The organism is Gandjariella thermophila, from assembly GCF_005405885.1.
In the GTDB taxonomy this organism is placed as follows: Bacteria; Actinomycetota; Actinomycetes; order Mycobacteriales; family Pseudonocardiaceae; genus Gandjariella; species Gandjariella thermophila.
This window is the reverse complement of record NZ_BJFL01000035.1, coordinates 1-22,859: the sequence shown is the minus strand read 5'-3', so window position 1 is coordinate 22,859 and position 22,859 is coordinate 1. Positions and strand designations below refer to the sequence as shown.

The following is a 22,859-nucleotide window of genomic DNA, read 5'->3' as shown; positions in this document are numbered from 1 at the left end:
CCCACCGAGGCACCCCGCGCATGGGGGTGCTGACCTGGTTCGAGGAGACGATCCGTGAGCAACCTCCGAGCATCCCGCCACGCCCGCCGGCGGGCCGCGACCGGCGTGGCGCTGGCCGCCGCCGTGAGCACCGCGCTGGCGGGCTGCGCCACCTCCGCTCCGGCGCCCCCCGGCGACTCCGGCGGCGGCACCAAGATCAATGTGGTCGCCGCGGAGAACGTCTGGGGTAGCATCGCCGCCCAGCTCGGCGGCGAGCACGCGAACGTGACCAGCGTGGTCAACAACCCGGACGCCGACCCGCACGACTACGAGCCGACCCCGGCGGACGGGCGCGCGGTGGCCTCCGCCCGGTACGTGATCGTCAACGGTGCCGGCTACGACGGGTGGGCGCCGAAGCTGGTGGACGCCAACCCGAACCCGAACCGCAGTGTGCTCACCGTCGGCGACCTGGTCGGCGTCCAGCAGGGCGGCAACCCGCACCAGTGGTACTCGCCGGACTCGGTGCACAAGGTGATCGAGGCGATCACCGCGGACTACAAGAAGCTCGACCCGGCCGACGCCGCCTACTTCGAGGCGCAGAAGCAACGGTACGAGTCCACCGGGCTCGGCAGGTACAACCAGCTCGTCAACGAGATCAGGACCAGGTACGCGGGCACCCCGATCGGCGCGTCGGAGTCGATCGTCGCCCCGCTTGCCGAGGGGCTCGGGCTGAAGCTGCTCACCCCGGCCGCGTTCCTGGACGCGATCAGCGAGGGCGCTGACCCGACCGCGCAGGACAAGGCCACGGTGGACGAGCAGATCAGGTCCAGGCAGATCAAGGTCTTCGTCTTCAACAGCCAGAACTCCACCCCGGATGTGCGGACCCAGGTCGACGAGGCGAGGGCGGCCGGCATCCCGGTGGCGACGGTGACCGAGACGCTCATCCCGGCCGGCGCCACGTTCCAGGACTGGCAGACCGCCCAACTGCAGGGTGTTGAGCAGGCACTGACCCAGGCCACTGGCAGGTGACCATGACACCGTTGACCCGACTCGATGACGCGGTGCAGCCCAGCGCTCCGCCTGCTTGGCCGTCCACCGGCGATCCGGTGGTCTGCCTGCGCGGAGCGGCCGCGCGGGTGGGTGGCCGGACACTGTGGCGCGACGTGGACCTCTCCGTGGCCGCGGGGGAGTTCGTCGCGGTACTCGGCCCGAACGGGGTGGGCAAGTCCACCCTGGTCAAGACGATCCTCGGGCTGCAGCCCGCGGCGGCCGGCGAGGTCCGGGTGCTCGGCGGCCGCCCCGGGCGGGCCAACCACCGCATCGGTTACCTGCCCCAGCGCCGCGGCTTCGACGCCACGCTGCGGATCCGCGGCGTGGACGTGGTGCGGCTGGGGCTGGACGGCGACCGCTGGGGAATCCCGCTGCCGGGCTCGGCCCGGTTCGCCCGGCGGCGCCGGGCAGCCGAGGCCCGGGTGGCCGAGGTGATCGACCTGGTCGGCGCCACGGGCTACGCGCACCGGCCGATCGGTCAGCTTTCCGGCGGTGAGCAGCAGCGGTTGCTGATCGCGCAGGCGCTGGTCCGCCGCCCGGCGCTACTGTTGCTGGACGAGCCGCTGGACAGCCTCGACCTGCCCAACCAGGGTGCGGTGGCGGCACTGCTCGGCCACGTCGCCCACGCCGAGGGGGTGAGCGTGATGATCGTGGCGCACGACGTCAACCCGCTGCTGGCCTACCTCGACGGCGTGGTGTACCTGGCGCACGGCGCGGCGGTTACCGGCACCCCGGACGAGGTGATCAACGGGCCAGCGCTGAGCCGGCTGTACGGCAGCCCGGTCGAGGTGCTGTGCACCTCGGACGGCCGGCTGGTGGTGGTCGGTGCCCCGGAGCCGCCGGCGGTGCACGCCGACCGGCACGCCGATCGACCGTCGGGAGCCCGCGATGGTTCCCGGTGAGCCAGGGCCGTCCTGGAACCCGATCATCGACCTGCAGTTGCTGTGGTCGTTCCCGTTCATGGTGAACGCGTTCCGCGCCGGCACCATCGTGGCGGTGCTGGCCGGGTTGATCGGCTGGTTCATGGTGCTGCGCCGGCAGTCCTTCGCCGGCCACACCGTGGCCGTGGCCGGTTTTCCCGGCGCCGCGGGCGCCACCCTGCTCGGTGTCGCGCCGGTCTTCGGTTACTTCGGGTTCTGCCTGGCCGCGGCGGCGGTCATCGCGGCCCTGCCGCGCGGCAGGGATGCCGGCTACCGCGAGGAGTCCGCGGTGACCGGCACCGTGAACGCGTTCGCCCTGGCCTGCGGCTACCTGTTCATCGCGCTGTACAAGGGGTTCCTGGGCGGGGTGAACGCGCTGCTGTTCGGCAACTTCCTGGGCATCACCGACGACGACGTGCTGGCGCTGCTCGCCGTCGCGGTGGTCGCCCTGGCGGTGCTCGCCGCGGTCGGGCGGCCGCTGCTGTTCGCCTCGGTCGACCCGGATGTGGCCGCCGCCCGCGGGGTTCCGGTCCGGGCGCTGTCGGTGGTGTTCCTGATGCTGCTGGGCGCCGCGGTGGCCGAGGCCAGCCAGATCACCGGCACCCTGCTGGTCTTCGCGCTGCTGGTGATGCCGGCCGCGACCGCGCAGCGGCTCACCGCCCGCCCGGTGGCGAGCCTCGCGCTGACCGTACTGATCGGCATCGTCGCGACCTGGCTCGGCCTGGGCATCGCCTACTTCTCGCCCTACCCGATCGGGTTCTGCGTGACCACGGTCGCGTTCGCCGGGTACCTGCTCGCGCACGCCGCGCGGGCCGGCCGGTTCGGGCTGCCCCGGCCCCGGCTGGCCGGAGGTGCGACGTGACGGCCCTGCTCGGTCCGCCGTTCCTGCAGCACGCGCTGCTGGCCGGAACCGCGATCGCCGCGGCCGCCGGCCTGGTCGGCTACTTCCTGGTGCTGCGCGCCCAGGTGTTCACCGGCGACGCGCTCAGTCACGTCGCGTTCACCGGGGCGCTGGCCGCACTCGCCTTCGGGCTCGACGCGCGGGTCGGCCTGTTCGCGGCCACCATCGGTATCGCGGTGCTGATGGGCGCCCTCGGCCGCCGGGGACGGGCGGACGACGTGGTGATCGGCAGCGTGTTCGCCTGGATTCTCGGCATGGGCGTGTTCTTCCTGACGCTGTACACCACCACCCGCAGCACGGCCAACGGTGCCGCCGGGGTGACCGTCCTGTTCGGATCGATCTTTGGGCTGAGCGGCGCGCAGGCCGGCGTCGCCGCCGCGGTCGCGGTCGCGGTGTGCCTGGGGATGCTGCTGATCGCGCGGCCGCTGCTGTTCGCCAGCGTCGACGAGGCGGTCGCCGCGGCCCGCGGGGTTCCGGTGCGGCTGCTGGGCTACGGGTTCCTGGTGCTGGTCGGTGCGTGCACCGCGGAAGCCACCCAGGCGGTGGGCGCGCTGCTGGTGCTGGGATTGCTCGCCGCGCCGGCGGGCACCGCGCAGCGGCTCACCCACCGCCCGTTCCTGGCGTTGGCGCTGTCCGCGGGGCTGGCCGTGGCCGAGATGTGGGCGGGCCTCGGGCTCAGCTACGCGATCCCGCACACGCCGCCCAGCTTCGCCATCCTCGCCGCGGCCGCCCTCGTCTACGCCGCGGTGCTGGTGGCCGGCGCGGTACGCGACCGCCGCGGTCGGTCTCGGCAGCACGCCGTGACATGACCCCGAAGGACGTTACCGCCGGGTGGCGGCCGGGGCCGCTTCCGTACCCTGGACGACGATCTCTTCGCGGAGGTCGTGCCCCCGGTTGGCCACCGGGGGCTTCCGCGAAGAGGGCCCCTCCGCGAAGAGGTCCACCATGACCGAGACGTTCGGCGAGGCGTTACGTCGGCTCCGGGAAGCCGGCGGCCTGTCGCAGCCCCGGCTCGCCCGGCTTGTGCCGATCTCGCAGACCACCATCTCCCGCTACGAGCACAACCGGCAGGCCGTCGAGCACGCCGTCGCCCACCCGTCCCGCGCCGACCAGGCTGCCGTGGATGCGCTGACCGAGGTGCTGTCCGCCACCCGCCGGGCGGAGGACGCCACCTCGGCCGCCGCGGTACTGCCGATGGTGCGCCAGCAGCTCGTCACCGTGCGCGGCGTGCTCGCCGAGGCGCGGTCGACGGTGCGGCCGGCCGCCGCCGGGCTGGCGTCGGACTGCGAGCAGTACCTCGGGTGGCTGCTGATCGCCACCGGACTCCGCGGGCAGGCCGTGGCACATTTCGACGCGGCGATCAGCCTCGGCACCGAGGCGAACGATCCGACCCTCGTGGCTCACGGCCTGTCGTTCAAGGGGTACGCCGCGCTGCTGGACGGGCAGCCGGGCACGACGGCCAGCTTGTCGGCAGCGTCCCGCCGGGACCGGCGGGTGTTCGCCCCCTTGCGGGCCTACGACGCCTACCAGGAGACCCAGTCCCTTGTGATGGAAGGCGACAGGCGAAGCGCGTTCCGCACCCTTGCCGAAGCGAATGACCTCGCCGCCAAGCCGCCGAGGACAGCACCGAGGCACCGCCTGGGATGTACTGGTACACGCCGGCGTTCTTGCAGGCCCAACACGGTGTCGTGCTGTACCGCCTCGGCCGGCACGCGGAAGCGGTCGAGCTGCTGACATCCGGTCTGGCGGACATGCCCGCGCAGTTGCGCAACGCGGAATGGGCCGGAGAGTACCGCGAAGCCCTCGAAGCCGCCCGTGTGGCGGATTGAGCTGGTAGCTACGCGCATAGCAAGGCGCATGGGCTGACCTCTCCCGGCGCATGAGCCAACGGCCGACCCTCCTGGTGGAGGTGATCGTCGTGGCCGATGTCGATCGCTCGCCCTCGTCGGCGGCCGGGCCCTATTCACGGTGGGCCGGTGTCTCCGACCGCCGGCCGCACCGTGCTCTCCCCGTGGGGCGGCGTGACCGCACCGGTGCTGGTGCTGGTCCGCCTGCGGCGCGGCGTGGTTGGGGAGCGTGCCCGCGTGGTGCACATCGTGCCGTTCCCAGCCACCGGCGAGGTTCCCGAGTCGCTGACCGCCTACTGCGGTGGTGCGCGCCCTGCGCGGCAAGTGGCGGGTTATCGACGGAAGCGTGCCAAACCAGCGCGCCTAGGTGGGACCGGTTCGGGCTGACGGTCACCGCGAACGGCGAGCACACCGTGTGGCTCGATGAGCCGGGGCACGCGGTCGCCGCGCTGGTTCGGTGACGTCGGCGTCGACCGCAGCGTGGTTATCGCACCGCCTCGAACACTGCGGCGAGGCCCTGGCCACCGCCGATGCACATGGTCTCCAGCCCGTAGCGGGCCTCGCGGCGGCGCATCTCGTAGGCCAGCGTGGCGAGGATGCGGGCGCCGGTGGCGCCCACCGGGTGACCGAGCGAGATGCCCGAGCCGTTGGGGTTGAGGCGGTCGTCCTTCGGATCGAGCTGCCATTCCCGCAGGCAGGCCAGCACCTGGGCGGCGAAGGCCTCGTTCAGCTCGATCACGTCCATCTCGTCGAGGGTGAGACCGGCGCGCTCCAGCGCTGCCGCCGTGGCCGGCACCGGCCCGATGCCCATCACCTCGGGCCCGACCCCGGCGACCGCCCAGGAGCGCAGGGCCAGCAGCGGGCGCAGGCCACGCCGCTCCGCCTCGTCCCGGGTGGTCACCACGCACAGCGCGGCGCCGTCGTTCTGCCCGCTGGCGTTGCCGGCGGTGACGGTGGACTCCGGGTCGAGCTTGAGCCGCACCGGCCGCAGCTTCGCCAGATCGTCCAGGGTGACCTCCGGGCGGGGATGCTCGTCGCGGTCGACCACCGTGTCGGGCTTGCCGCGCCGTCCCGGCACGGTGACCGGTACCAGTTCCTCGGCGAACCGCCCCTGGTCGTGGGCGGCGACGGCGCGCCGGTGGGAGCGCAGCGCGAACTCGTCCTGCTCGGCGCGGCCGATGCCGTACTCCCTGCGCAGGTTCTCCGCGGTCTCCAGCATCCCGCCGGGCACCGGGTGGTGCTTTCCGCCCGCGGTTTCCCGGGCCCGGTCCAGCCGGTCCAGCAACGCCACGCCACCCTGCCGGACACCGGAGCGCAGGCCCAGCGCATAGTGCTCCACAGTGGACATCGACTCCGCGCCGCCGGCGACCACCAGCCGGGCAGCGCCGGTGGCCAGCTGCGCCGCGGCGTAGAGCACGGCCTGCAGACCGGAACCGCAGCGCCGGTCGATCTGCAGGCCCGGGACCTCGGTGCCCAGCCCGGCGTCCAGCGCGGCGATCCGGCCGATCGCGGGCGCCTCGCCGTTGGGGTAGCAGTGGCCGAGCACCACGTCGTCCACGTCGCCGGCCTGCAGGCCGGTACGCCGGATGAGCTCACGCAGCAGCGTCGTCGCCAGTTCGGCCGCGCTCACCCCGGCGAGCGCTCCGCCGAAGCGGCCGACGGGAGTGCGGATCGGTTCGCAGATCACGACGTCGCTCACGGCCCGAGCGTACGTGAGAGGCACCCGCTCGCCGAGCGGCGCCGGGTGCGCCGGCGCCACCCCGCCCGGACGGCGCCATCTACCATCGCCTGCACGCAGACCCGCCGGGTTGGGACACCGCGAGGAGCCGCAGCATGACCGAAACCGTCGGGCAGCTCACCGCGGTTTCGGTGGTGCACGAGGTCGGCCGGGCACTGACCGTCGCCGTGCACGGCGTCGAGCTGTTCCGCTACACCTACCGCCCGGTGCTGCCCGCGTCCGAGTGCCCCTGCCCGTACTTCCACCCGCTGCGCAGCCTCGCCGGGGACGTGGTCACCGGCCACCGGCCGCACGACCACCGCTGGCACAAGGGGCTGGCGATGACCGCGACGCACCTGTCCGGGCAGAACTTCTGGGGCGGTGGCACGTACACGCCGGGCGCGCCCGGGAACGGCTACGTCGACCTGCCCAACGTCGGGCGGCTGGAGCACACCGGGTTCGCCGAGTTCGCGCCCGGCGGCCGGCCGGAGTTCACCGAGCACGTCGACTGGGTCACCGCCGGTGGCCAGCGGTGGATCGAGGAGGTGCGCCGCTTCGCCGTGCGCGACGTGGATCCGACCGACGGCTCCTGGGCGCTGGAGTTCGCCACCGAACTGCGCAACGTGCGCGGCGCGGCGTTGGAGTTTGGCAGCCCCACCGTGTTCGGCCGCGAACTGGCCGGCTACTGCGGGTTCTTCTGGCGCGGGCCGCGCTCGTTCACCGGTGGCACGGTGATCGCCGCGGACGGCGGTGGCGGGCCGGAGATGATGGGCCGCCGCGCCGGGTGGCTGGCCTACGTGGGCACGCACGACGAGGTGGACCGATCCGCCACGCTGCTGTTCCTCGCCGGCGGCGAGCCGCCGCACTGGTTCGTGCGGACCACCCCGTACCCGGGGGTCAACCCGTCGCTGGCGTTCTCCTCGGCACGCGAGCTGCCCGCCGGGGAGACCCTGCGGCTGCGCTACCGGATGGTGGTCGCCGACGCCGCGTGGGACCGCGACCGGCTGTCCCGCTACGTCAAGAAGCACCCGTGGTGACCGGGCGGCCGATCTTCCCGGGTGGCACCGCGGTGGGCGGCCAGCCGCCGCCGGGGTGATCCTGCCGCGCCGCGCGAGTCGCCGTCGCATCGTTCTTGAGTAGCCGTTGAGCTGCGTGGAAGTCGTGCTCGGCCGCCGTCGGAGCGGCGCGCCCGAACATGGCGGTGTCCACCGCCTACGCGGCCGGCTCCACCGCGATCGGCACCGCCCGGCAGTGGCTCGCGGCCGGCGTGTGCGACGTGGTGATCGCCGGCGGCACCGAGTCCTTCATGACCCCGACCACGCTGACCAGCCTGGCCAACATGGGGGCGATGTCCCGCCGGGTGGACGCGCCGGAGCGGGCCTCCCGCCCGTTCGACGCGGATCGGGACGGCTTCGTCGCCGGCGAAGGCGCGGGCATTCTCGTCCTGGAACGGGCGGCGGACGCGCGGGCCCGGGGCGCGCGGATCCGGGCACACGTCAGCGGGTACGGCGCCTCGGCGGACGCGCACCACCCGTCCGCGCCGGACCCGGGCGGCGCGGGTGCGGAGCGGGCGATCCGCGCCGCCCTCGCGGACGCGCTCATCGACCCGGACGAGGTGGCGCACGTGAACGCGCACGGCACGTCGACCCCGCTGAACGACGTCACCGAGGCCCGGGTGATCCGCCGGGTGTTCGGCGAGCGGCCCGCGGTCACCTCGACCAAGGGCGCGATCGGCCACCTGATCGGCGCGGCCGGCGCGGTGGAGGCCGCCTACACCGTGCTCGCCGTGCAGCACGGGACGGTGCCGCCCACCGCCAACCTGGACAGCCAGGACCCGGAGATCGCGGTGGACGTGGTGGCCAAGGACGCCCGCGCGCTCGCCATCGGCGCGGCGGTCAGCAACTCGTTCGGGTTCGGCGGGCACAACGCCGTGCTCGTGGTCACCGGAGCCTGACGTGAGCCGATCCGTGCTGGTCACCGGAGGCAACCGGGGCATCGGCCTGGCGATCGCGCGGGCGTTCGCCAAGGCCGGTGACCGGGTGACCGTCACGTACCGGTCCGGCGAACCGCCCGCCGACCTCGCCGCGGTCCGCTGCGACGTCACCGACCCCGAGCAGGTCGAGCGGGCGTTCACCGAGGTCGAAGCCGCCCAGGGGGACGTGCAGGTGCTCGTCGCCAACGCCGGGATCACCCGGGACACCCTGCTGCTGCGGATGACCGAGGCCGACCGCGACGAGGTGCTGGACACCAACCTGGCCGGCGTGTTCCGGGTGACCAGGCGGGCGCTACCGAACATGGTGCACGCCCGGTGGGGGCGGCTGGTCTACATCTCCTCGGCCATCGCCATGGTCGGCTCGCGCGGCCAGACCAACTACGCGGCCAGCAAGGCCGCGCAGGTCGGCCTGGCTCGATCGCTGGCCTGGGAACTGGGGCCGCGCAACATCACCGCCAACGTCGTCGCCCCCGGCCTGATCGACACCGGCATGGCCACGGCACTGCCGCAGCGGCGGCGCGCCGAGTTCCTGGACATGACCCCGCTGGGCAGGGCCGGCACGGCCGAGGAGGTCGCCGCGGTGGTGCGCTTCCTCGCCAGCGAGGACGCGTCCTACGTCACCGGGGCCCTGCTGCCGGTCAGCGGCGGGCTCGGCATGGGGCACTGAGGCACGGGGCAGGAGAAGGGGAGGGAGCCCACCATGCCCGTAGGTGTGATCGGACTTGGTTCGCACGTTCCGGACCGGGTCATCAGCAGCGCCGACATCAGCCGGTGGACCGGCGCGTCGGAGGACTGGGTGCGGGAGCGCACCGGGGTGCTCCAGCGGCGCTACGCGGAGCCCGGCACCACCACCTCGGACCTGGCGGTGCCGGCGGCGCGCCAGGTCCTGGACGCCAACCCGGACGCGGCCGGGCGGCTCACCGCGATCATCGTGGCCACCTGCACGCCGGACGTGCCGCAGCCGGCGACCGCGGCGATCCTGCAACACAAGCTGGGCCTGCGCTCGGTACCCGCGTTCGACGTGAACGCGGTGTGCAGCGGGTTCCTGTACGCCATGACCGTCGGGGAGAGCATGGTGTCCGGCCGGTTCGGCGACGGCTACGTGCTGGTCGTCGGCGCCGACATGTTCTCCACGATCATGGACCGCGCGGACCGCAGGACGGTGAGCCTGTTCGGCGACGGCGCGGGCGCGGTGCTGCTCGGCCAGGTGCCGGACGGCTACGGTGTCCTCGCCAGCCGGCTGCTCACCGACGGCGAGTACCACCCCTACGTCGAGGTGCCGGCCGGCGGTACCCGCATCCCGCTGGACGAGCGCGCCCGGCGGGCCGGCGAGCACCTGTTCCGGATGGACGGTCGCGCCGTCAAGGACTACGCGCTCACCACCCTGCGCAAGGTGATCGAGCAGGCGCTCGGGGACTGCGGGCTCGACCTGGACGACATCGACCGGGGCGCCTCGGTGGTGTGCGCGGCCAGAAACCCCTACGACATCAAGGAACTCGTCGACGAGCACCCGGGCAGGGTGGTGTACCAGCGCACCGACGTCAGCGACGCCGAGTCGGTGCGCGAACTCGTCGACGCCGCGGCGCGCACCTTCGGCGGCATCGACGTGCTGGTGTGCAACGCCGGCGTGAGCCGGGACGGGCTGATCCGCAAGCTACCCGTGGCCGACTGGAACGAGACCGTGTCGACCAATCTCACCGGCGTGTTCCTGTGCACGCAGGCCGTGGTGGAGCCGATGGCGGCGCGCGGCGGCGGGCGGATCATCAACGTCACCTCGTGCACATCCTCCCGGGTGGCCGTGGGCGCCGCCGCGTACAGCGCCAGCAAGGCCGCGGTGGAGATGTTCAGCCGGTCCGCCGCGGTGGAGCTGGCACCCAAGGGGATCGTGGTGAACTGCCTCGCGCCCGGCTACGTCGACGAGGGCATGGGCCGCGCGGTGGCCGCCAACGAGAAGGTGTGGGCGACCTACCGGCCCCGGTTGCTCGCCGGCCGGTTGGCGCGCCCGGAGGAGATCGCCGCCGCCGCGCTGTTTCTGGCCACCGAGGACAGTTCGTACGTCAACGGTCACGTCCTGGAGGTCAACGGCGGCCTCATGTGGGACTGAGTCCCGCGAAGCGTCAAGCGAAGGAGGTTACCGTCCATGGTGGACTCGGTCCTGGTGGTCGGCGCCGGCCCGGTCGGTCTCGTGCTCGGCTGCGAGCTGCTCCAGCGGGGCGTGCCGGTGCGGATCGTCGACGCGGAGCGGCTGCTCACCCCGCACTCGCGGGCCAACGTGATCTGGTCGCGCAACCTGGAACTGCTGCGCCGGATCGAGGTCACCGACGACCTGCTGGCCGCCGGCCACCGGATCGGCGGAGTCGCCTACTACTCCAACCGCCGCCCGCTCGGCGCGGTCTGGTTACGCCGGCTGCGCGGCACGCCGTACCCGTTCGCGCTGATGATCCCGCAGAGCGTCACCGAGCAGGTGTTGCGGCGCCGGCTCGCCGCGCTCGGCGGCACGGTGGAGCAGGGCGTGCGGCTGGTCGGGCTGGACGCGGCCAGCGGGCCGCCCCGGGTGAAGCTGGAGCACCCGGACGGCCACGTCGAGGAGGCCGGGTTCGGCTGGCTGGTGGGCGCGGACGGCGCGCACAGCACCGTCCGCAAGCAACTCGGCATCGGCTTCGACGGCGAACCGGTGGACGTCAGCTTCGCGATCGCGGACGCCCCGCTGACCACGGCACTGCCCGACGACCGCTCCTACTACTGCTACTCGCCGCGGGGCGGGCTGGCCATGGGACCGCTGGGCGGCGGGGTGTTCCGGCTCGCGGTCACCGTGCCGCACAGCGACGACGGTGTCCCGCCGCCGCGGGAGCTGTTCCAGCGGGTGGTGGACGAGCGGGCGCCCGGCCGCAACGTGGTCGGCGAGCTGAACTGGAGCACCACGTTCCGGGTGCGGTGCCGGATCGCGCACACGTTCCGCGCCGGCCGCTGCTTCCTGGTCGGCGACGCCGCGCACATCGTCAGCCCGGCCGGCGGCCAGGGCATGAACATCGGCATCCAGGACGCGGTGAACCTCGGCTGGAAGCTGGCCGGGGTGCTGCGCGGCGAGCTGGCCGAGGCGGTGCTGGACAGCTACGACCCGGAGCGTCGCCAGGTGGCCGACCGGGTGGCGCGCAGCACCGCGCTGCAGACCAGGTTCGGTGTGGTGCGCGGCTCGTTCCGGCGCGGCGTCCGGGACGCGCTGGCCCGCGGCGCCCACCTGACCGGCGTCGCGCAGCGGTATCTGGCCCCGCAGCTCAGCCAGCTCGACGTGCGGTACGGCCCCGCACCCGGCCGTGGCCGGGGACCGGTGCCGGTGGGCGGCCGGCTGCCGGTGCTGCTCGGCGCGCCGGCCGGGACGGCCGCCGCCGGCTGGCCGGCTGTCGCCAGGGACGGTTTCACCGCGCTGGTCTGGCTGGGAGCGGCCCGGTCCGCGCCGCCGCGGCCCTGGCCGGCGCCGGTCAGCCGCCGAGGAACGGGTGCAGCCGGCGCTCCTCGGCGAGCGTGGTGCGCCGCCCGTGACCGGTCAGCAGCACCGTCGAGCCGTCCAGCGGTGCGCAGATCCGGGCCAGCGCGTCGCGCAGCACCGGCTCGCTGCCGCCCGGCCCGTCGGTGCGCCCGAGCGTCCCGGCGAGCAGCGCGTCCCCGGTGAACAGCAGCGTATCGTCCACAGTGCACTCCAGCACCACGGAACCCGGGGTATGCCCGGCGGTGTGCCGGGCCACGATCGAAAGGCCCGCCAGCCGCAGCGGTCGCTGATCCGCGCCGAGCGGCAGCACCGACGCCGGTTCGGCGTTCGGATGCCCGGCCAGCACGTGCTGCGGGAACGTCTCCGGCAGGCCCCTTGCCGGGGCGTCGAGCATGAACCGGTCGTCCGGATGAATGTAGGCGGGCACGCCGTAGCGCCGGCACACCGGCAGCACGTCCCAGGTGTGGTCCATGTGCCCGTGGGTGAGCAGCACCGCCTCGGGTTCCAGCCGGTACCGGGTGACGATGTCGTGCAGCGGCTCGGCCGCGTCCTGGCCGGGGTCGACGATGACGCAGGCCTGCCCGCTGGCGGTGGCCAGCACGTAGCAGTTGGTGCCGAAGGATCCTGCCGGGAAGCTGTGGAGCAGCACGGGACGTGTCCTTGTCGGGTCGGGACGGCGGTGCCTGTGGAATCGGCGCTCAGTAGCGGGTGCCCACCGCGGCGGGCAGGTTCGCGAGGTCGGCGAGCGCCGCGCCCGGCAGGGTGACCCCGGCCGCGGCGACGTTCTCCTCCAGGTAGCGCGGGGTCTTGGTGCCGGGCAGCGCCACCACGTGCTCGCCCTGGGCCAGCACCCAGGCCAGCGCGAGCTGCGGCACGGTCACCGCGAGACCGTCGGCCACCTTGCGCATGGTGGCCACGATCGCCTGGTTGGCGTCGATGGCGTCGGGCTGGAAGCGCGGGGTGCGGTGCCGGCCGTCCACCTCCGGAAGGTCGCCGGCGGAGCCGATGCGACCGGACAGGAAACCGCGTCCCAGCGGCGCGTAGGCGATGAACGCGATACCGCTGCTGGCGCAGTGGGCGAGCACGCCGTCTCCGAGCGGCTCCCGGCTCCACAGCGACAGTTCGGACTGGACGCTGGCCACCGGGTGAATCGCCTGGGCCCGCCGGATCTCCTCGACACTGGCCTCGGACAGCCCGATCGCGCCGACCTTGCCCTCCCGGACCAGTTCGGCGAGCGCGCCCCAGCTCTCCTCGACCGGCACCGCCGGGTCGATGCGGTGCAACTGGTACAGGTCCACGTGGTCCACTCCGAGCCGCAGCAGGCTGGCCTCGCACGCCGCGCGCAGATGCTCGGGGCGGCCGTTGCGGTAGGTCTTCCGGCTGCCGTCCACCACCAGGCCGCCCTTCGTGGCGAGCACCACCTCGTCGCGCCGGCCGCGGATGGCGCGGCCGACCAGCCGCTCGTTGTGGAACGGACCGTACTGGTCGGCGGTGTCGATGAGGTCGCAGCCCAGGTCGATGGCGCGGTTGATCACCTCGATCGAGGTGCGGTCGTCGCGGCCGAGCTCGTCGTAACCCCAGGACATGCCCATGCAGCCCAGCCCGACGACGTTGACCCGTGGCCCGCCCGGACCGAGGGTTGTTGCGCGCATCTGCCACCTCGTGTGGTCGTCCCGGGCGGTCGGGTGCCACCACGGCCCGGGTAGCCGGCATGTTTCCCGAGAAGGCGGTAGCCCGGGCCCCCGTCAACACGGCCGTTGCACGATGCTCATCCCGCCGCCCTCTTCGGATGACAGAGTACAGCAGAGTGTCAGTGTCCTGTCTCTCGACGGAGAGGACTCCTGGTCGCCGCCGTTGTGATACGGGACACCAACAATTGCCTGCCTGGAACGCGAGTCCATAGGGTTTCGTCAGTTCGAGCGTCTCAATAGGGCGACGTGTGCGCTCTGGCGCTCGGATTCTATCTGGGGGATAGAGATTTGAATATTCATATTCTTGGACCGCTGGTGGTCACGGACCGGCGGCTGAGACCGTTACCCACCGTGCCAAAGCCCCGGCAGGTTCTGGCACTGCTGGTGACCCATGCCGACAAGGTGGTGCCCACCTCGGCGTTCCTGCGGGAACTCTGGGACGGGACACCGCCGCGCACCGCGATGACCACCCTGCAGACCTACGTCGGCCAGTTGCGGAGAGTTCTGGCCACCGCGCTGGAAATCGACGTCACCGAGGTCGTCGACCGGGTTCTGGTCACCGAAACCGGTGGCTACGCGCTGTCCACCGAGATGCTGTCGCTGGATCTCTCCGAGTACGTCCGGCTGGACCTGCTCGGGGTGGCCGCGGTGCGGGCCGGCAACGACGAGGAGGGCGCGCGGCTGCTGCGCCGGGCGCTGGATCTCTGGCACGGGCCGGCGCTGGTGAACGTGGAGGCCGGGCCGCTGCTGGAGGCGCAGATCTCCCGGCTGGAGGAGTCCCGGCGGTGCGCGCAGGAACACCGGATCATCGCCGATCTCCGGCTGGGCGCGCACCACACCGTGGTCGGCGAGCTTTTCGAGCTGACCGCGATGTACCCGCTGCACGAGAGCCTGCACGGGCACCTGATGCTCGCGTTGTACCGCTGCGGCCGGCGATCCGAGGCGCTGGCCGTGTTCCGCGCGCTGCGCAGCCGGCTGGTGGACGAACTCGGTCTGGAACCGTCCGCCGAACTGCTGCACCTGCAACGGTCGATCCTCGCCGCGGATCCCGCGCTGAACGCGCCCGGCCGGGACCGCGGCCGGTTGCGCGTCAACGCCAGCTGACCACGCTCACCCAAGGACCTGGACGGAAAACTCCGTGACCTCGATGATGTTGGGACCGTACGAGGTGCTGCCCGGTTACGCCGCGGAGCAGCTCGTCTCCCGGATGGGTATCGAACTGGTGACCTGCGAGCCGGATCTGGTGGTCGGCACCATGCCGGTGGCCGGCAACCGGCAGCCGATCGGGCTGCTGCACGGCGGCGCCAACGCGGTACTGGCCGAGACGCTCGGCTCGGTGGCGGCGATGCTCAACGTCCAACCGGACGGCTTCGCCGTGGGGCTGGACCTGTCCTGCACGCACCATCTGGCCGCGCGGCACGGCCTGGTGACCGGCGTGTGCACGCCGCTGCACCGGGGCGCGGCCACCGCCTCGTACGAGATCGTCATCAGTGACGAGCAGGGCCGCCGCACCTGCACCGCCCGGCTCACCTGCGCGGTGCGCCGCAAGCTGGTCAGGGCCGTCCGGTGAGGGTGTTCGCCGGCCCGACCGAGTTGCCGGGCGCGGCGGGACAGCGGCTGGGGGTCAGCGCGTGGCGCCCCGTGGCGCAGGCGCAGATCGACCGGTTCGCCGAGCTGACCGGCGACGACCAGTGGATCCACGTGGACCCCCGGCGGGCGGCCGCCGGCCCGTTCGGCGGCACCATCGCGCACGGCTACCTGGTGCTGGCGCTGCTCACCCCGATGCTGGACGAGATCTTCCGGGTGGACGGGGTGGACATGGCGCTCAACAAGGGGCTGGACGCGGTGCGCTTCCGCGGGCCGGTGCCGGCTGGTTCCCTGGTCCGCGCGGCGGCGGACCTGGTCTCGGCCACCCCGGGCCTGCGCGGTTACGTCGAGGCCGTCATCGGCGTCACCGTGGAGGTCGAGGGCCAGCGGCGACCGGCCTGCACGGCGCACAGCCACGTGCTCTACCACGGTGCGGAGGTGGTCGCCTCCCCCTGAGGTCACGGCCAACCTTCGTCTCGGTCGGGGCACTTCGAACCCTGTCACACGGTGCGCTCCTGCCGGAAGGCGGACGTCGTACACTTCTTCGACGGGGACTGCGACGAACGCGCGGTCCGGACTGGTCCGGTCGGAGGCGAGTCATGGCCAAACCGAGAGCGGCGGCGAGCGCGTCCGGGCCCCCTGGTGCCACCTCGCCCGAGCCGGTCGGCGCGGACCGGCTCGGGCACCTGGTCAAGCGGGCCGAGCAGGCGCTGATCGCGCGGAAAACCCAGGCGCTGCGCGAGTTCGATCTGACCGTGCCGCAGTACGCGGCGCTGCTGCGGCTGTCGCATTCGGACGGCATGTCCGCCGCCCAGCTTGCCCGCGACTGCCTGGTGACCCCGCAGACCATGGCGACCGTGCTGGCCAACCTGGAGGGCAAGGGCCTGATCGAGCGCAGGCAGTCCACGCTGCACCAGAAGGTGCTGGTGGCCAGGGTTACCAGGGCCGGCCGCGCGCTGCTGCGCAAGGCCGACCGGGCGGCGCTGCGGGTTGAGGGCAGGTTCGCCGCCGAGTTCAGCGAGGCCGAACTGTCCCGGTTCCGCGGTTACCTGGAGCGGGCGATCGCCGTGCTGGGCAGCGATGAGGCATAAGGAAAGACCGCCCGCCCGGGGACCGGTCACCCGGCCCCGGGCGCGGATCGGTCAGCGCGGGAGCGGGCAGCCCGGGTCGGGCACCGGCACGGTGGGTGCGGTGGCGTCGGTGGGCAGCACGTCGACGACGTACAGTTCGACCGGTTCGGTGCCGAGGTTCGCGCCGATGTGCACGGTGTCCGGTCCGACCGGCTCCACGAGCGCGTCGCCCGCGCGGTACACCTTCGCCGTGCACGTGGCGTCGAACCGGGTGAGCACCCCGCTCTTCACCACCGCGATCTCCTCGCCGACGTGGTAGTGCCAGCCGGTCGTGGCACCCGGCCGCAGGACGGCCCTGCGGTACCACATCGTCCGGTCCGTCTCGGCGGTGATGGTGAACGGCGCCGAGGTGGTGCCCTGGGCGAGGGTCTCGCTGCTCACCGGCGGCTTCGGTGCCCGTCCGGCCGGCTCCGCCTGGCCGACCCCGGACAGGGAAAGAATGGTGGCGCCGCTCAGCACGGCAACGAAGATCTTGCGCAGGCTGCTCATGATCCTCCGTCCCCAGTGAAGTGGCAGGGCCCTGTCATCCGAGGGGCGAGCGACAGGGCTCTGTCAGAACGCAGTGTACGGAAGATCCCGGTGCGGGGGCGTGTTTCCGCCCGAGATGGCAGGAAGGGCGTCGCTCAGCCGGCCTCGACCAGGGAGATCGCGTTTCGCCGCGCCTCCCGCTCGACCAGCCGCTCCAGCTTCGCCCGGGTGTCGGTGCCGGCGAGCGGGGTGTGCAGGATCAGCCGGGTGTGCGGGCTGTCCGGCAGGTGCAGCGTGGCGTGCTCGAACACCAGGCAGCCGACCGTGGGGTGCTCGATCGCCTTGGTGCCGCGCGCCTCGCTCCGCACGTCGTGCCGTGCCCACAGCGCGGCGAACTCGGTGCTGCGCGAGCGCAACTCGTCGGCCAGCAGGTGGAATTCGGGGTCGTCCGGGTACCGGGCGGCGTCCCGCCGGAACTCCGCCACCAGGGTGGGCGCGGTCTCCTCCCAGTACCGGAAGCGCGCGCGGTACTTCTCGTTGGTGAAGAAGGACACCAGGCAGTTCCGGTCGGCCGAGGTGAACCCGAAGGCCGCCCGCGCGGCCTGGTTCATCACCAGCACGTTCCAGTGCTTGCCGATGACGTAGGCCGGGTTGGGCAGCCAGCCGTCCACCAGCCGCTCCAGTTCCGGGGTGACCTCCGCCTCGGCGACGGCCGAGGGCTGCGGCGGGCTCACCCCGGCCAGCCGGTAGAGGTAGGCGCGCTCGTGCTCGTCCAGCCGCAACGCCCGGCTCACCGCGTCCAGCACGCTGTCCGACACCTTGATGTCCCGGCCCTGTTCCAGCCACGTGTACCAGGACGCGCCGACACCGGCCAGCACGGCCACCTCCTCGCGGCGCAGCCCCGGGGTGCGCCGCCGGCCGCCGCTGGGCAGGCCGACCTCCTCCGGGGTGAGGCGTGCCCGCCGGGTCTGCAGGAAGTGCCGCAGTTCGTCACGCAACCGGATGCGCTGCGCGGCGGACGTGCCGTGGCTGGTGGTCACACCACCAGCATAGGCACCGTCTCCCCACCGCACCGGCGGTTCGCCCAGATTGTGTTGCATGACAACGAGTGCACCGCCGGCCGTGGTGGGTTGACTGACCACCCGGCAGTGGCTGATCATCATCCTGCTGTGTGGCGCGCAGTTCATGCTCGCCCTCGACTTCTCCATCCTCAGCGTGTCCCTGCCGGTGATCGGTAAGGATCTCGGCTTCGCGCTGAACGACCTGCAGTGGGTGGTGACCGCGTTCGCGCTGCCGTCCGGCGGTTTCCTGCTGCTGTTCGGCCGCACCGCCGACCTGTACGGGCGGCGCAGGTGGTTCATCGCCGGCATGGCGCTGTTCACCGCGGCGTCGCTGTTCGCGGGGCTGGCCACCGCGCCGTGGATGCTGCTGGTCGGTCGGGCGCTGCAGGGTTTCGCCGGCGCGATGCTGACCCCGGCCGCCATGTCGCTGCTGACCACGTCGTTCGAGGAGGGGCCGCAGCGGGACCGCGCGCTGGGCATCAACGGGGCCCTGCTGTCCTTCGGCTTCCTGTGCGGCGTCGTGCTCGGCGGCGTCATCACCCAGGCGCTGAACTGGCGGTTCACCCTGTTCATCAACGTGCCGCTGGGTGTCGCCGCGGTGATCGCCGCGCCGCTGCTGATCAAGGAGAGCCGCAACGCGCAGGCGCCGCGGCTGGACGTGCCGGGCGCGGTCGCGGTCACCGGCGGGCTGCTGGCCATCATCTACGGCGTCACCTCCGCCGAGCGCCTCGGCTGGGGCAGCCCGACCATGCTGCTGATCCTGGCCGCCGGCGTGCTGCTGCTGGCCGCGTTCCTGCTGATCGAGTCGCGGGCGGCGGCGCCGCTGGTGGACCTGCGGGTGCTGCGCCGCCGCACGGTGAGCTGGGGCAACCTCACCGGTTTGATCACCTTCTCGATGATGACCGCGATGGTGTTCCTGCTGACCCTGTACCTGCAGCGGGTGCGCGGGTTCAGCCCGCTGGCCACCGGCTTCTGCTTCGCCGCGCTCGGCGTGGCCGCGGTGACCGGCGGCGCGTTCGCCGCGAAGATCGTGGGCCGGCTGGGCGTGCCGCGCACGCTGGTGTTCGGCCTGCTGCTGCAGGCGGTGTCCACCGGCGCGCTGTTCCTGCTCGGCCTGGACAGCGGGCTGGCGCTGTTCCTCGTCGCGACCGCCGCGGCCGGGTTCGGTCACCTGCTCGCCGTGGTCGGCTACATGATCACCGCCACGTCCGGGCTGCCCAACGAGGAGCAGGGTCTGGCAACCGGGTTGGCCTACACGGCGCAGCAGGTCGGCCTCACGGTCGGCACCCCGGTGCTGAGCACGGTCGCCGCCGCACGGATCGCCGCGCTCGGCGCGACCGGCACGGCGGCCGGCTCCATCCTCGGCGGCGTGCACGCCGGCCTGCTGGTGGACGCCGCGGTGCTGCTGGCCGGCGTGGTGATCGCCGTGCTGTTCCTCCGGCAGCGCAGCGCGCCGGTCGCGGCGGAGCCGGCGGAGGCGTCGCCGGCGGCGCGGTGACGAGGGAGGCGACCACGATGCGGACGCGGTACCTGGGTCGCAGCGGGCTGCGGATCTCCGAACTCGGCTTCGGCACGATGACCTTCGGCGGCCGGCACGGGTTCCAGCACATGGGTCACCTGGGGGTGGACGAGGCGCGGCAGATCGTGCTGCGCTGCCTGGACGCGGGGATCAACTTCTTCGACACCGCCGACATGTACTCGGCCGGCCAGTCGGAGGAGGTCCTCGGCTGCGCGCTCGGCCGGCGCCGGGACGAGGCGATCGTGGCCACCAAGGTGCGGTGGCGGATGCCGGACGGCTCCGGCGGTCCCAACGACGAGGGGCTGTCCCGGCACCACATCGTGCGGTCGGCGGAGGCCAGCCTCCGCCGGCTCGGCTCGGACCACATCGACCTGTACTACGTGCACGGATGGGACGGCCGCACGCCGTGGGAGGAAACCCTGCGCGCGCTGGACGACCTGGTGCGGTCCGGCAAGGTCCGCTACCTCGGCGCGTCCAACCTGACCGCGTGGCAGCTGACCCGGGCGCTGTGCGTGAGCGAGCGGTGGCTGCTGGAGCGGTTCGTCTCGCATCAGATCCAGTACAACCTGCTCAGCCGCGAGGTCGAGTGGGAACTGATCCCGATGGCGCAGGCCGAGGGCATCGGCGTCACCTGCTGGAGCCCGCTGGCCGGTGGGCTGCTCAGCGGTCACCAGAACCGCGGCGAGCGGCCACCGGCCGGCACCCGCCGCTCGGTCGGCTACTTCGAGCCGACCGACCCGGACCGCGCCTTCGACGTGGTCGACCTGCTCCGCAAGATCGCCGCCGAGCGCGGCGTGACCCCGGCTCAGGTGGCCCTGCGCTGGTTGCTCGACCGGCCGGGGATCACCTCGGTGATCCTCGGCGCGCGCAGCGTGGCGCAACTCGACGACAACCTGGAGGCCACGACCTGGTCGCTGTCCGGCGAGGAGCATGCGGCGCTGGACGCGGTCAGCCGGCCGGCGCTGCCCTACCCGTACTGGCACCAGGAGATGTCCAACGCGGCCAGGGCCGAGGTCGAGCCGGCACCGTCCTGATCGGAGCCAATGGCGGCCCCGATGCTCCCCGGGGCCGCCACGGTCCGTCCGGAACGGACGGTGCCACGACGGTTCTCACCGAGCTTCAGTCGCCGGCGCCGACCACCAGGCAGGACCAGGTGAACCCGGCGCCGGCGTTGAGCACGAGCGCGTACTCGCCGGGGCGCAGCAGCCGGTCCTCATGGAGTGCGGCGAGGTTGGCCACCGCGTCGCCGGCGCCGAGGTGCCCGGTGTCGGCGCCGAGGTCCAGCACCTCGGCCGGGGTGAGCTCGGCGATCGCCGGCAGGTAGGCGTCCCGCAGCACCTTCCGGCCCAGCCGGGGGGTGAGCACGTAGCGCAGCCGCCGATCGCCGGGACGCAGGTCGGCGTCCCGCAGGCCGGCCAGCAGCACCGCGTGGATCTTCTCCCGGCTGGCCTTGGCGAACGGCTCCATGCCGCTCGGCCAGGAAAGCCTTCTTGGTCCGGCGCATGTCCACGTGGTCACTGTGCCAGCGGGGCGCCGGGCTGAACGGGTCGTTCCCCCGGTGCATGCGCTCCAGTTCGGCGGCGGCCTCGGTGGCGATCGCGTGCAACACCAGGTCGACCGGCCGGTCGTCGCGCGGCCGGAGCAGCACCGCCGTGGCGCCGTCGCCGTAGCCGATGCCGTAGTCCCCGCGCCACCGGTCGAAGCCGGGCTCGGCGAACCGGTCCGCCGTCGTGACCAGGGCATGGCCCAGGGAGGGTTCGGTGAACAGCCGGGCCACCGCGAGTTCCAGGGCGGCCGCCCCGCCGTTGCAGATCTGCTGCACGCCGATCGGCAGCGCGGCCGGCAGGCCGAGTTCGCTGGCCAGGTAGTGCGGCGGGGACCACAGGTCGTGGCCCTGGTGGTAGATCCAGGCGTGCAGCAGGATGCCCACCTCGCCCGGCGGCACGCGGCCGGCCGCCAGCGCGGCGCGCGCGGCCCGCACCGCCATCTCCGGTGCGGCCAGCCGGCGTTCCTCGGGCAGCGCGGCGTAGCCCAGTTCGTCCGCCGTGTCCTGGTCGATTCGGCCGGTGGCCACGGCCTCCGCGACGCCCACCGTGGTCTCCGGCAGCCATGCGGTCGGTGCGACCAGACCGACCTGTGCTCGCAGCTTCACGTTGCCTTCCTTTCCGCGAGTTCGCGCGCGACCGGGATCGCATCGCCAGGGCGCACCGGATGCGCGCGGGTCACGTCCTGCGGCACGGCGCCCTGCCGCCGTGATCGCGGGGCCTGGCGGCTCCGTGAGCGTCATGCGGAACCGGCCCAGCGACCACAGGCCGCCAGGCCCGTGCGAGCGGCCGGTGCGGCGACACACCGGACAACCGCACGGGCTGCCGCATGACGCGAACGCCCGCAGAAACATGCCGCGCGACGTGGTCGAGTCGGCTGCCGCGGTTTGACGCAGGCATCAGGAGCTGCGGCTGATCACCTTCACCAGGCCGGAGCGCCGCAACGCGATGGACCTGGCGATGTATCGCGCGTACTACGACGCGCTGGCCGACGCCGAGGCGAGCGCCGAGGTTCGGGCGGTGGTGGTCACCGGGGCGGGCCGCACCTTCTGCGCCGGCGCCGATCCCGCGCTGCTCGACGCGCTGCGCGAGCCGGAGACCCAGCGGGAACTCGTCGACGGCCTCGGCTACCCGCCGCACTTCCCGCTGACCCTGAAAACCCCGATCATCGCCGCGGTCAACGGCAGCGCGGCCGGGCTGGGTCTGGTGCACGCGCTGCACGCGGACGTCCGCTTCCTGGCCGACCACGCCGTGCTGTGCACCGCCTTCAGCCGGCTCGGGCTGATCGCGGAGACCGGCTCGGCGTGGCTGCTGTCCCACCTGGTGGGTGCGGCGAACGCCCTGGACATGTTGCTGTCCGCGCGGAAGGTGGGCGCGGCCGAGGCGGTGCGGATGGGGCTGGCGCAGCACGTCGCTCCGGCCGGCGAGGTGGTCGGGATGGCCGTGGACTACGCCAGGCAACTGGCCACCGCCTGCTCGCCCACCTCGATGGCGGTGATGAAGCGGCAGGTGTGGGCCAGCCTCCGGCAGACCGCGGCGGAGGCCGCCGAGGAGTCGGTGGCGCTGATGCTCGAGTCGTTCCACCGGCCCGACTTCGCCGAGGCGGTGCGGGCGGTGCGGGAGCGCCGCGCACCGTCCTTCGCCCCGCTGCGCCCTCCGGACTGGACGACCGATGCGAAGGGGTGAGCGGACTGACGGACGTGCCGGTCTCCGGTGACCGAGGTGCGACCTGTACACCTGGCCACCGGAGACCGGCAGCAGGACATGGTCAGTTGGCGTGAATGGCCTCAGCTACAGGCCCACGCACTGCCCACTGCGGGTACCCACGACGATGTTCGGTTTACCGTCGTTGGTCGGGTTGTTGGCCACCACGACACCGTTGACGGTGTTTCCGAAGCATCCCAGGTTGCCGGCGATCCGGTTGGATTCCAGTTCCGTGGCCGTGGGTTCGGGCGGAGTGGCCGC

22 protein-coding genes and 3 pseudogenes are annotated in these 22,859 nt (G+C 73.0%); 18 read left to right on the top strand and 7 right to left on the bottom strand.

The genetic code is table 11. The annotated features are described in order from the left end of the window. The first annotated feature begins 54 nt into the window (after positions 1–54). From FFT21_RS23670 to FFT21_RS23650, 5 genes are all read left to right on the top strand, one after another. The gene (locus tag FFT21_RS23670) at positions 55–1,008 is read left to right on the top strand and encodes a metal ABC transporter solute-binding protein, Zn/Mn family (RefSeq protein ID WP_137816140.1); all 954 of its coding nucleotides are present in this window, start codon (positions 55–57) and stop codon (positions 1,006–1,008) included. An 11-nt stretch (positions 1,009–1,019) separates the two neighbouring features. Beyond that, entirely contained in the window at positions 1,020–1,931 is a 912-nt protein-coding gene (locus FFT21_RS23665; protein WP_225978693.1) for a metal ABC transporter ATP-binding protein, read from the top strand. Continuing rightward, positions 1,918–2,811, top strand: a complete 894-nt coding sequence (locus FFT21_RS23660) for a metal ABC transporter permease (RefSeq protein ID WP_137816138.1) — start codon at positions 1,918–1,920, stop codon at positions 2,809–2,811. Before FFT21_RS23665 ends, FFT21_RS23660 begins: the two co-directional genes overlap by 14 nt. Beyond that, complete coding sequence (locus FFT21_RS23655) at positions 2,808–3,659, top strand: metal ABC transporter permease (protein ID WP_137816137.1); 852 nt, start codon at positions 2,808–2,810, stop codon at positions 3,657–3,659. Before FFT21_RS23660 ends, FFT21_RS23655 begins: the two co-directional genes overlap by 4 nt. A gap of 136 nt (positions 3,660–3,795) precedes the next feature. Beyond that, positions 3,796–4,584 carry a helix-turn-helix transcriptional regulator gene (locus FFT21_RS23650; RefSeq protein ID WP_137816136.1) on the top strand — a complete coding sequence of 263 codons (789 nt, stop codon included), beginning with the start codon at positions 3,796–3,798 and terminating at the stop codon, positions 4,582–4,584. Between the two features lie 597 nt (positions 4,585–5,181). On the opposite strand, the gene FFT21_RS23640 is transcribed toward FFT21_RS23650, so the two are convergent. Then, positions 5,182–6,396 carry an acetyl-CoA C-acetyltransferase gene (locus tag FFT21_RS23640; RefSeq protein WP_225978692.1) on the bottom strand — a complete coding sequence of 405 codons (1,215 nt, stop codon included), beginning with the start codon at positions 6,394–6,396 and terminating at the stop codon, positions 5,182–5,184. 134 nt (positions 6,397–6,530) lie between these two features. Here FFT21_RS23640 and FFT21_RS23635 point away from each other — a divergent pair, with 134 nt between their 5' ends. The 6 genes and pseudogenes from FFT21_RS23635 to FFT21_RS29960 form a co-directional block, all read left to right on the top strand. After that, positions 6,531–7,451, top strand: a complete 921-nt coding sequence (locus FFT21_RS23635; protein ID WP_137816133.1) for a DUF6807 domain-containing protein — start codon at positions 6,531–6,533, stop codon at positions 7,449–7,451. Positions 7,452–7,591: 140 nt separating this feature from the next. Next, a pseudogene (locus FFT21_RS30400) lies at positions 7,592–7,867 on the top strand (beta-ketoacyl synthase N-terminal-like domain-containing protein); the annotation flags it as partial. Then, the gene (locus FFT21_RS23630) at positions 7,850–8,368 is read left to right on the top strand and encodes a beta-ketoacyl-[acyl-carrier-protein] synthase family protein (protein WP_264081673.1); all 519 of its coding nucleotides are present in this window, start codon (positions 7,850–7,852) and stop codon (positions 8,366–8,368) included. The pseudogene FFT21_RS30400 and the gene FFT21_RS23630, both read left to right, overlap by 18 nt. A gap of 1 nt (position 8,369) precedes the next feature. Further along, on the top strand, positions 8,370–9,074 hold the full coding sequence (fabG, locus tag FFT21_RS23625; RefSeq protein ID WP_137816131.1) for a 3-oxoacyl-ACP reductase FabG: 705 nt from the start codon (positions 8,370–8,372) through the stop codon (positions 9,072–9,074). A 33-nt stretch (positions 9,075–9,107) separates the two neighbouring features. Beyond that, on the top strand, positions 9,108–10,511 hold the full coding sequence (locus tag FFT21_RS29965) for an SDR family oxidoreductase (protein WP_137816130.1): 1,404 nt from the start codon (positions 9,108–9,110) through the stop codon (positions 10,509–10,511). A 36-nt stretch (positions 10,512–10,547) separates the two neighbouring features. Further along, positions 10,548–11,552: pseudogene (locus FFT21_RS29960) on the top strand (FAD-dependent monooxygenase); the annotation flags it as partial. 334 nt (positions 11,553–11,886) lie between these two features. On the opposite strand, the gene FFT21_RS23610 reads toward FFT21_RS29960, so the two are convergent. Both FFT21_RS23610 and FFT21_RS23605 read right to left on the bottom strand, forming a co-directional pair. After that, on the bottom strand, positions 11,887–12,543 hold the full coding sequence (locus FFT21_RS23610) for an MBL fold metallo-hydrolase (RefSeq protein ID WP_137816128.1): 657 nt from the start codon (positions 12,541–12,543) through the stop codon (positions 11,887–11,889). A 49-nt stretch (positions 12,544–12,592) separates the two neighbouring features. Next, on the bottom strand, positions 12,593–13,546 hold the full coding sequence (locus FFT21_RS23605) for an aldo/keto reductase (protein WP_137816127.1): 954 nt from the start codon (positions 13,544–13,546) through the stop codon (positions 12,593–12,595). Positions 13,547–13,936: 390 nt separating this feature from the next. Here FFT21_RS23605 and FFT21_RS23600 point away from each other — a divergent pair, with 390 nt between their 5' ends. The 4 genes from FFT21_RS23600 (at position 13,937) to FFT21_RS23585 (ending at position 16,263) form a co-directional block, all read left to right on the top strand. Next, positions 13,937–14,689, top strand: coding sequence for an AfsR/SARP family transcriptional regulator (locus FFT21_RS23600; protein ID WP_225978691.1), 753 nt, complete (start codon positions 13,937–13,939; stop codon positions 14,687–14,689). Positions 14,690–14,732: 43 nt separating this feature from the next. Beyond that, positions 14,733–15,155 (top strand): hotdog fold thioesterase, encoded by a 423-nt coding sequence (locus FFT21_RS23595; protein ID WP_225978699.1) that lies wholly within the window; start codon positions 14,733–14,735, stop codon positions 15,153–15,155. Further along, positions 15,152–15,628 (top strand): MaoC family dehydratase, encoded by a 477-nt coding sequence (locus FFT21_RS23590; RefSeq protein ID WP_137816125.1) that lies wholly within the window; start codon positions 15,152–15,154, stop codon positions 15,626–15,628. Before FFT21_RS23595 ends, FFT21_RS23590 begins: the two co-directional genes overlap by 4 nt. Before the next feature lie 143 nt (positions 15,629–15,771). After that, entirely contained in the window at positions 15,772–16,263 is a 492-nt protein-coding gene (locus FFT21_RS23585; RefSeq protein ID WP_137816124.1) for a MarR family winged helix-turn-helix transcriptional regulator, read from the top strand. 51 nt (positions 16,264–16,314) lie between these two features. Here the strand turns inward: FFT21_RS23585 and FFT21_RS23580 are convergent, their stop codons facing one another. Next, positions 16,315–16,791, bottom strand: coding sequence for a cupin domain-containing protein (locus FFT21_RS23580; RefSeq protein WP_137816123.1), 477 nt, complete (start codon positions 16,789–16,791; stop codon positions 16,315–16,317). Positions 16,792–16,925: 134 nt separating this feature from the next. Beyond that, entirely contained in the window at positions 16,926–17,810 is an 885-nt protein-coding gene (locus FFT21_RS23575) for a helix-turn-helix transcriptional regulator (protein WP_225978690.1), read from the bottom strand. Between the two features lie 94 nt (positions 17,811–17,904). Between FFT21_RS23575 and FFT21_RS23570 the strand changes: the two genes are divergently transcribed. Both FFT21_RS23570 and FFT21_RS23565 read left to right on the top strand, forming a co-directional pair. Then, positions 17,905–19,329, top strand: coding sequence for an MFS transporter (locus FFT21_RS23570; protein WP_264081672.1), 1,425 nt, complete (start codon positions 17,905–17,907; stop codon positions 19,327–19,329). A gap of 17 nt (positions 19,330–19,346) precedes the next feature. Continuing rightward, positions 19,347–20,384: an aldo/keto reductase gene (locus FFT21_RS23565; protein ID WP_137816120.1), complete on the top strand. Its 1,038-nt coding sequence runs from the start codon at positions 19,347–19,349 to the stop codon at positions 20,382–20,384. Positions 20,385–20,469: 85 nt separating this feature from the next. Here the strand turns inward: FFT21_RS23565 and FFT21_RS29955 are convergent, their stop codons facing one another. Continuing rightward, the gene (locus FFT21_RS29955; RefSeq protein ID WP_225978689.1) at positions 20,470–20,868 is read right to left on the bottom strand and encodes a 3-oxoacyl-[acyl-carrier-protein] synthase III C-terminal domain-containing protein; all 399 of its coding nucleotides are present in this window, start codon (positions 20,866–20,868) and stop codon (positions 20,470–20,472) included. A gap of 163 nt (positions 20,869–21,031) precedes the next feature. Then, a pseudogene (locus FFT21_RS30770) lies at positions 21,032–21,127 on the bottom strand (hypothetical protein); the annotation flags it as partial. 673 nt (positions 21,128–21,800) lie between these two features. Between FFT21_RS30770 and FFT21_RS23555 the strand changes: the two are divergent. Then, the gene (locus tag FFT21_RS23555) at positions 21,801–22,580 is read left to right on the top strand and encodes an enoyl-CoA hydratase-related protein (RefSeq protein ID WP_225978698.1); all 780 of its coding nucleotides are present in this window, start codon (positions 21,801–21,803) and stop codon (positions 22,578–22,580) included. The last annotated feature ends 279 nt before the right edge of the window (positions 22,581–22,859 follow it).

What these genes read in the sequence shown, in the direction of transcription:
- FFT21_RS23660 (WP_137816138.1), top strand. Translation starts at nt 1,918, where the DNA reads ATGGTTCCCGGTGAGCCAGGGCCGTCCTGGAACCCGATCATCGACCTG.
- FFT21_RS23650 (WP_137816136.1), top strand. Translation starts at nt 3,796, where the DNA reads ATGACCGAGACGTTCGGCGAGGCGTTACGTCGGCTCCGGGAAGCCGGC.
- FFT21_RS23635 (WP_137816133.1), top strand. Translation starts at nt 6,531, where the DNA reads ATGACCGAAACCGTCGGGCAGCTCACCGCGGTTTCGGTGGTGCACGAG.
- FFT21_RS29965 (WP_137816130.1), top strand. Translation starts at nt 9,108, where the DNA reads ATGCCCGTAGGTGTGATCGGACTTGGTTCGCACGTTCCGGACCGGGTC.
- FFT21_RS23605 (WP_137816127.1), bottom strand. Translation starts at nt 13,546, where the DNA reads ATGCGCGCAACAACCCTCGGTCCGGGCGGGCCACGGGTCAACGTCGTC.
- FFT21_RS23595 (WP_225978699.1), top strand. Translation starts at nt 14,733, where the DNA reads ATGATGTTGGGACCGTACGAGGTGCTGCCCGGTTACGCCGCGGAGCAG.
- FFT21_RS23585 (WP_137816124.1), top strand. Translation starts at nt 15,772, where the DNA reads ATGGCCAAACCGAGAGCGGCGGCGAGCGCGTCCGGGCCCCCTGGTGCC.
- FFT21_RS23580 (WP_137816123.1), bottom strand. Translation starts at nt 16,791, where the DNA reads ATGAGCAGCCTGCGCAAGATCTTCGTTGCCGTGCTGAGCGGCGCCACC.
- FFT21_RS23565 (WP_137816120.1), top strand. Translation starts at nt 19,347, where the DNA reads ATGCGGACGCGGTACCTGGGTCGCAGCGGGCTGCGGATCTCCGAACTC.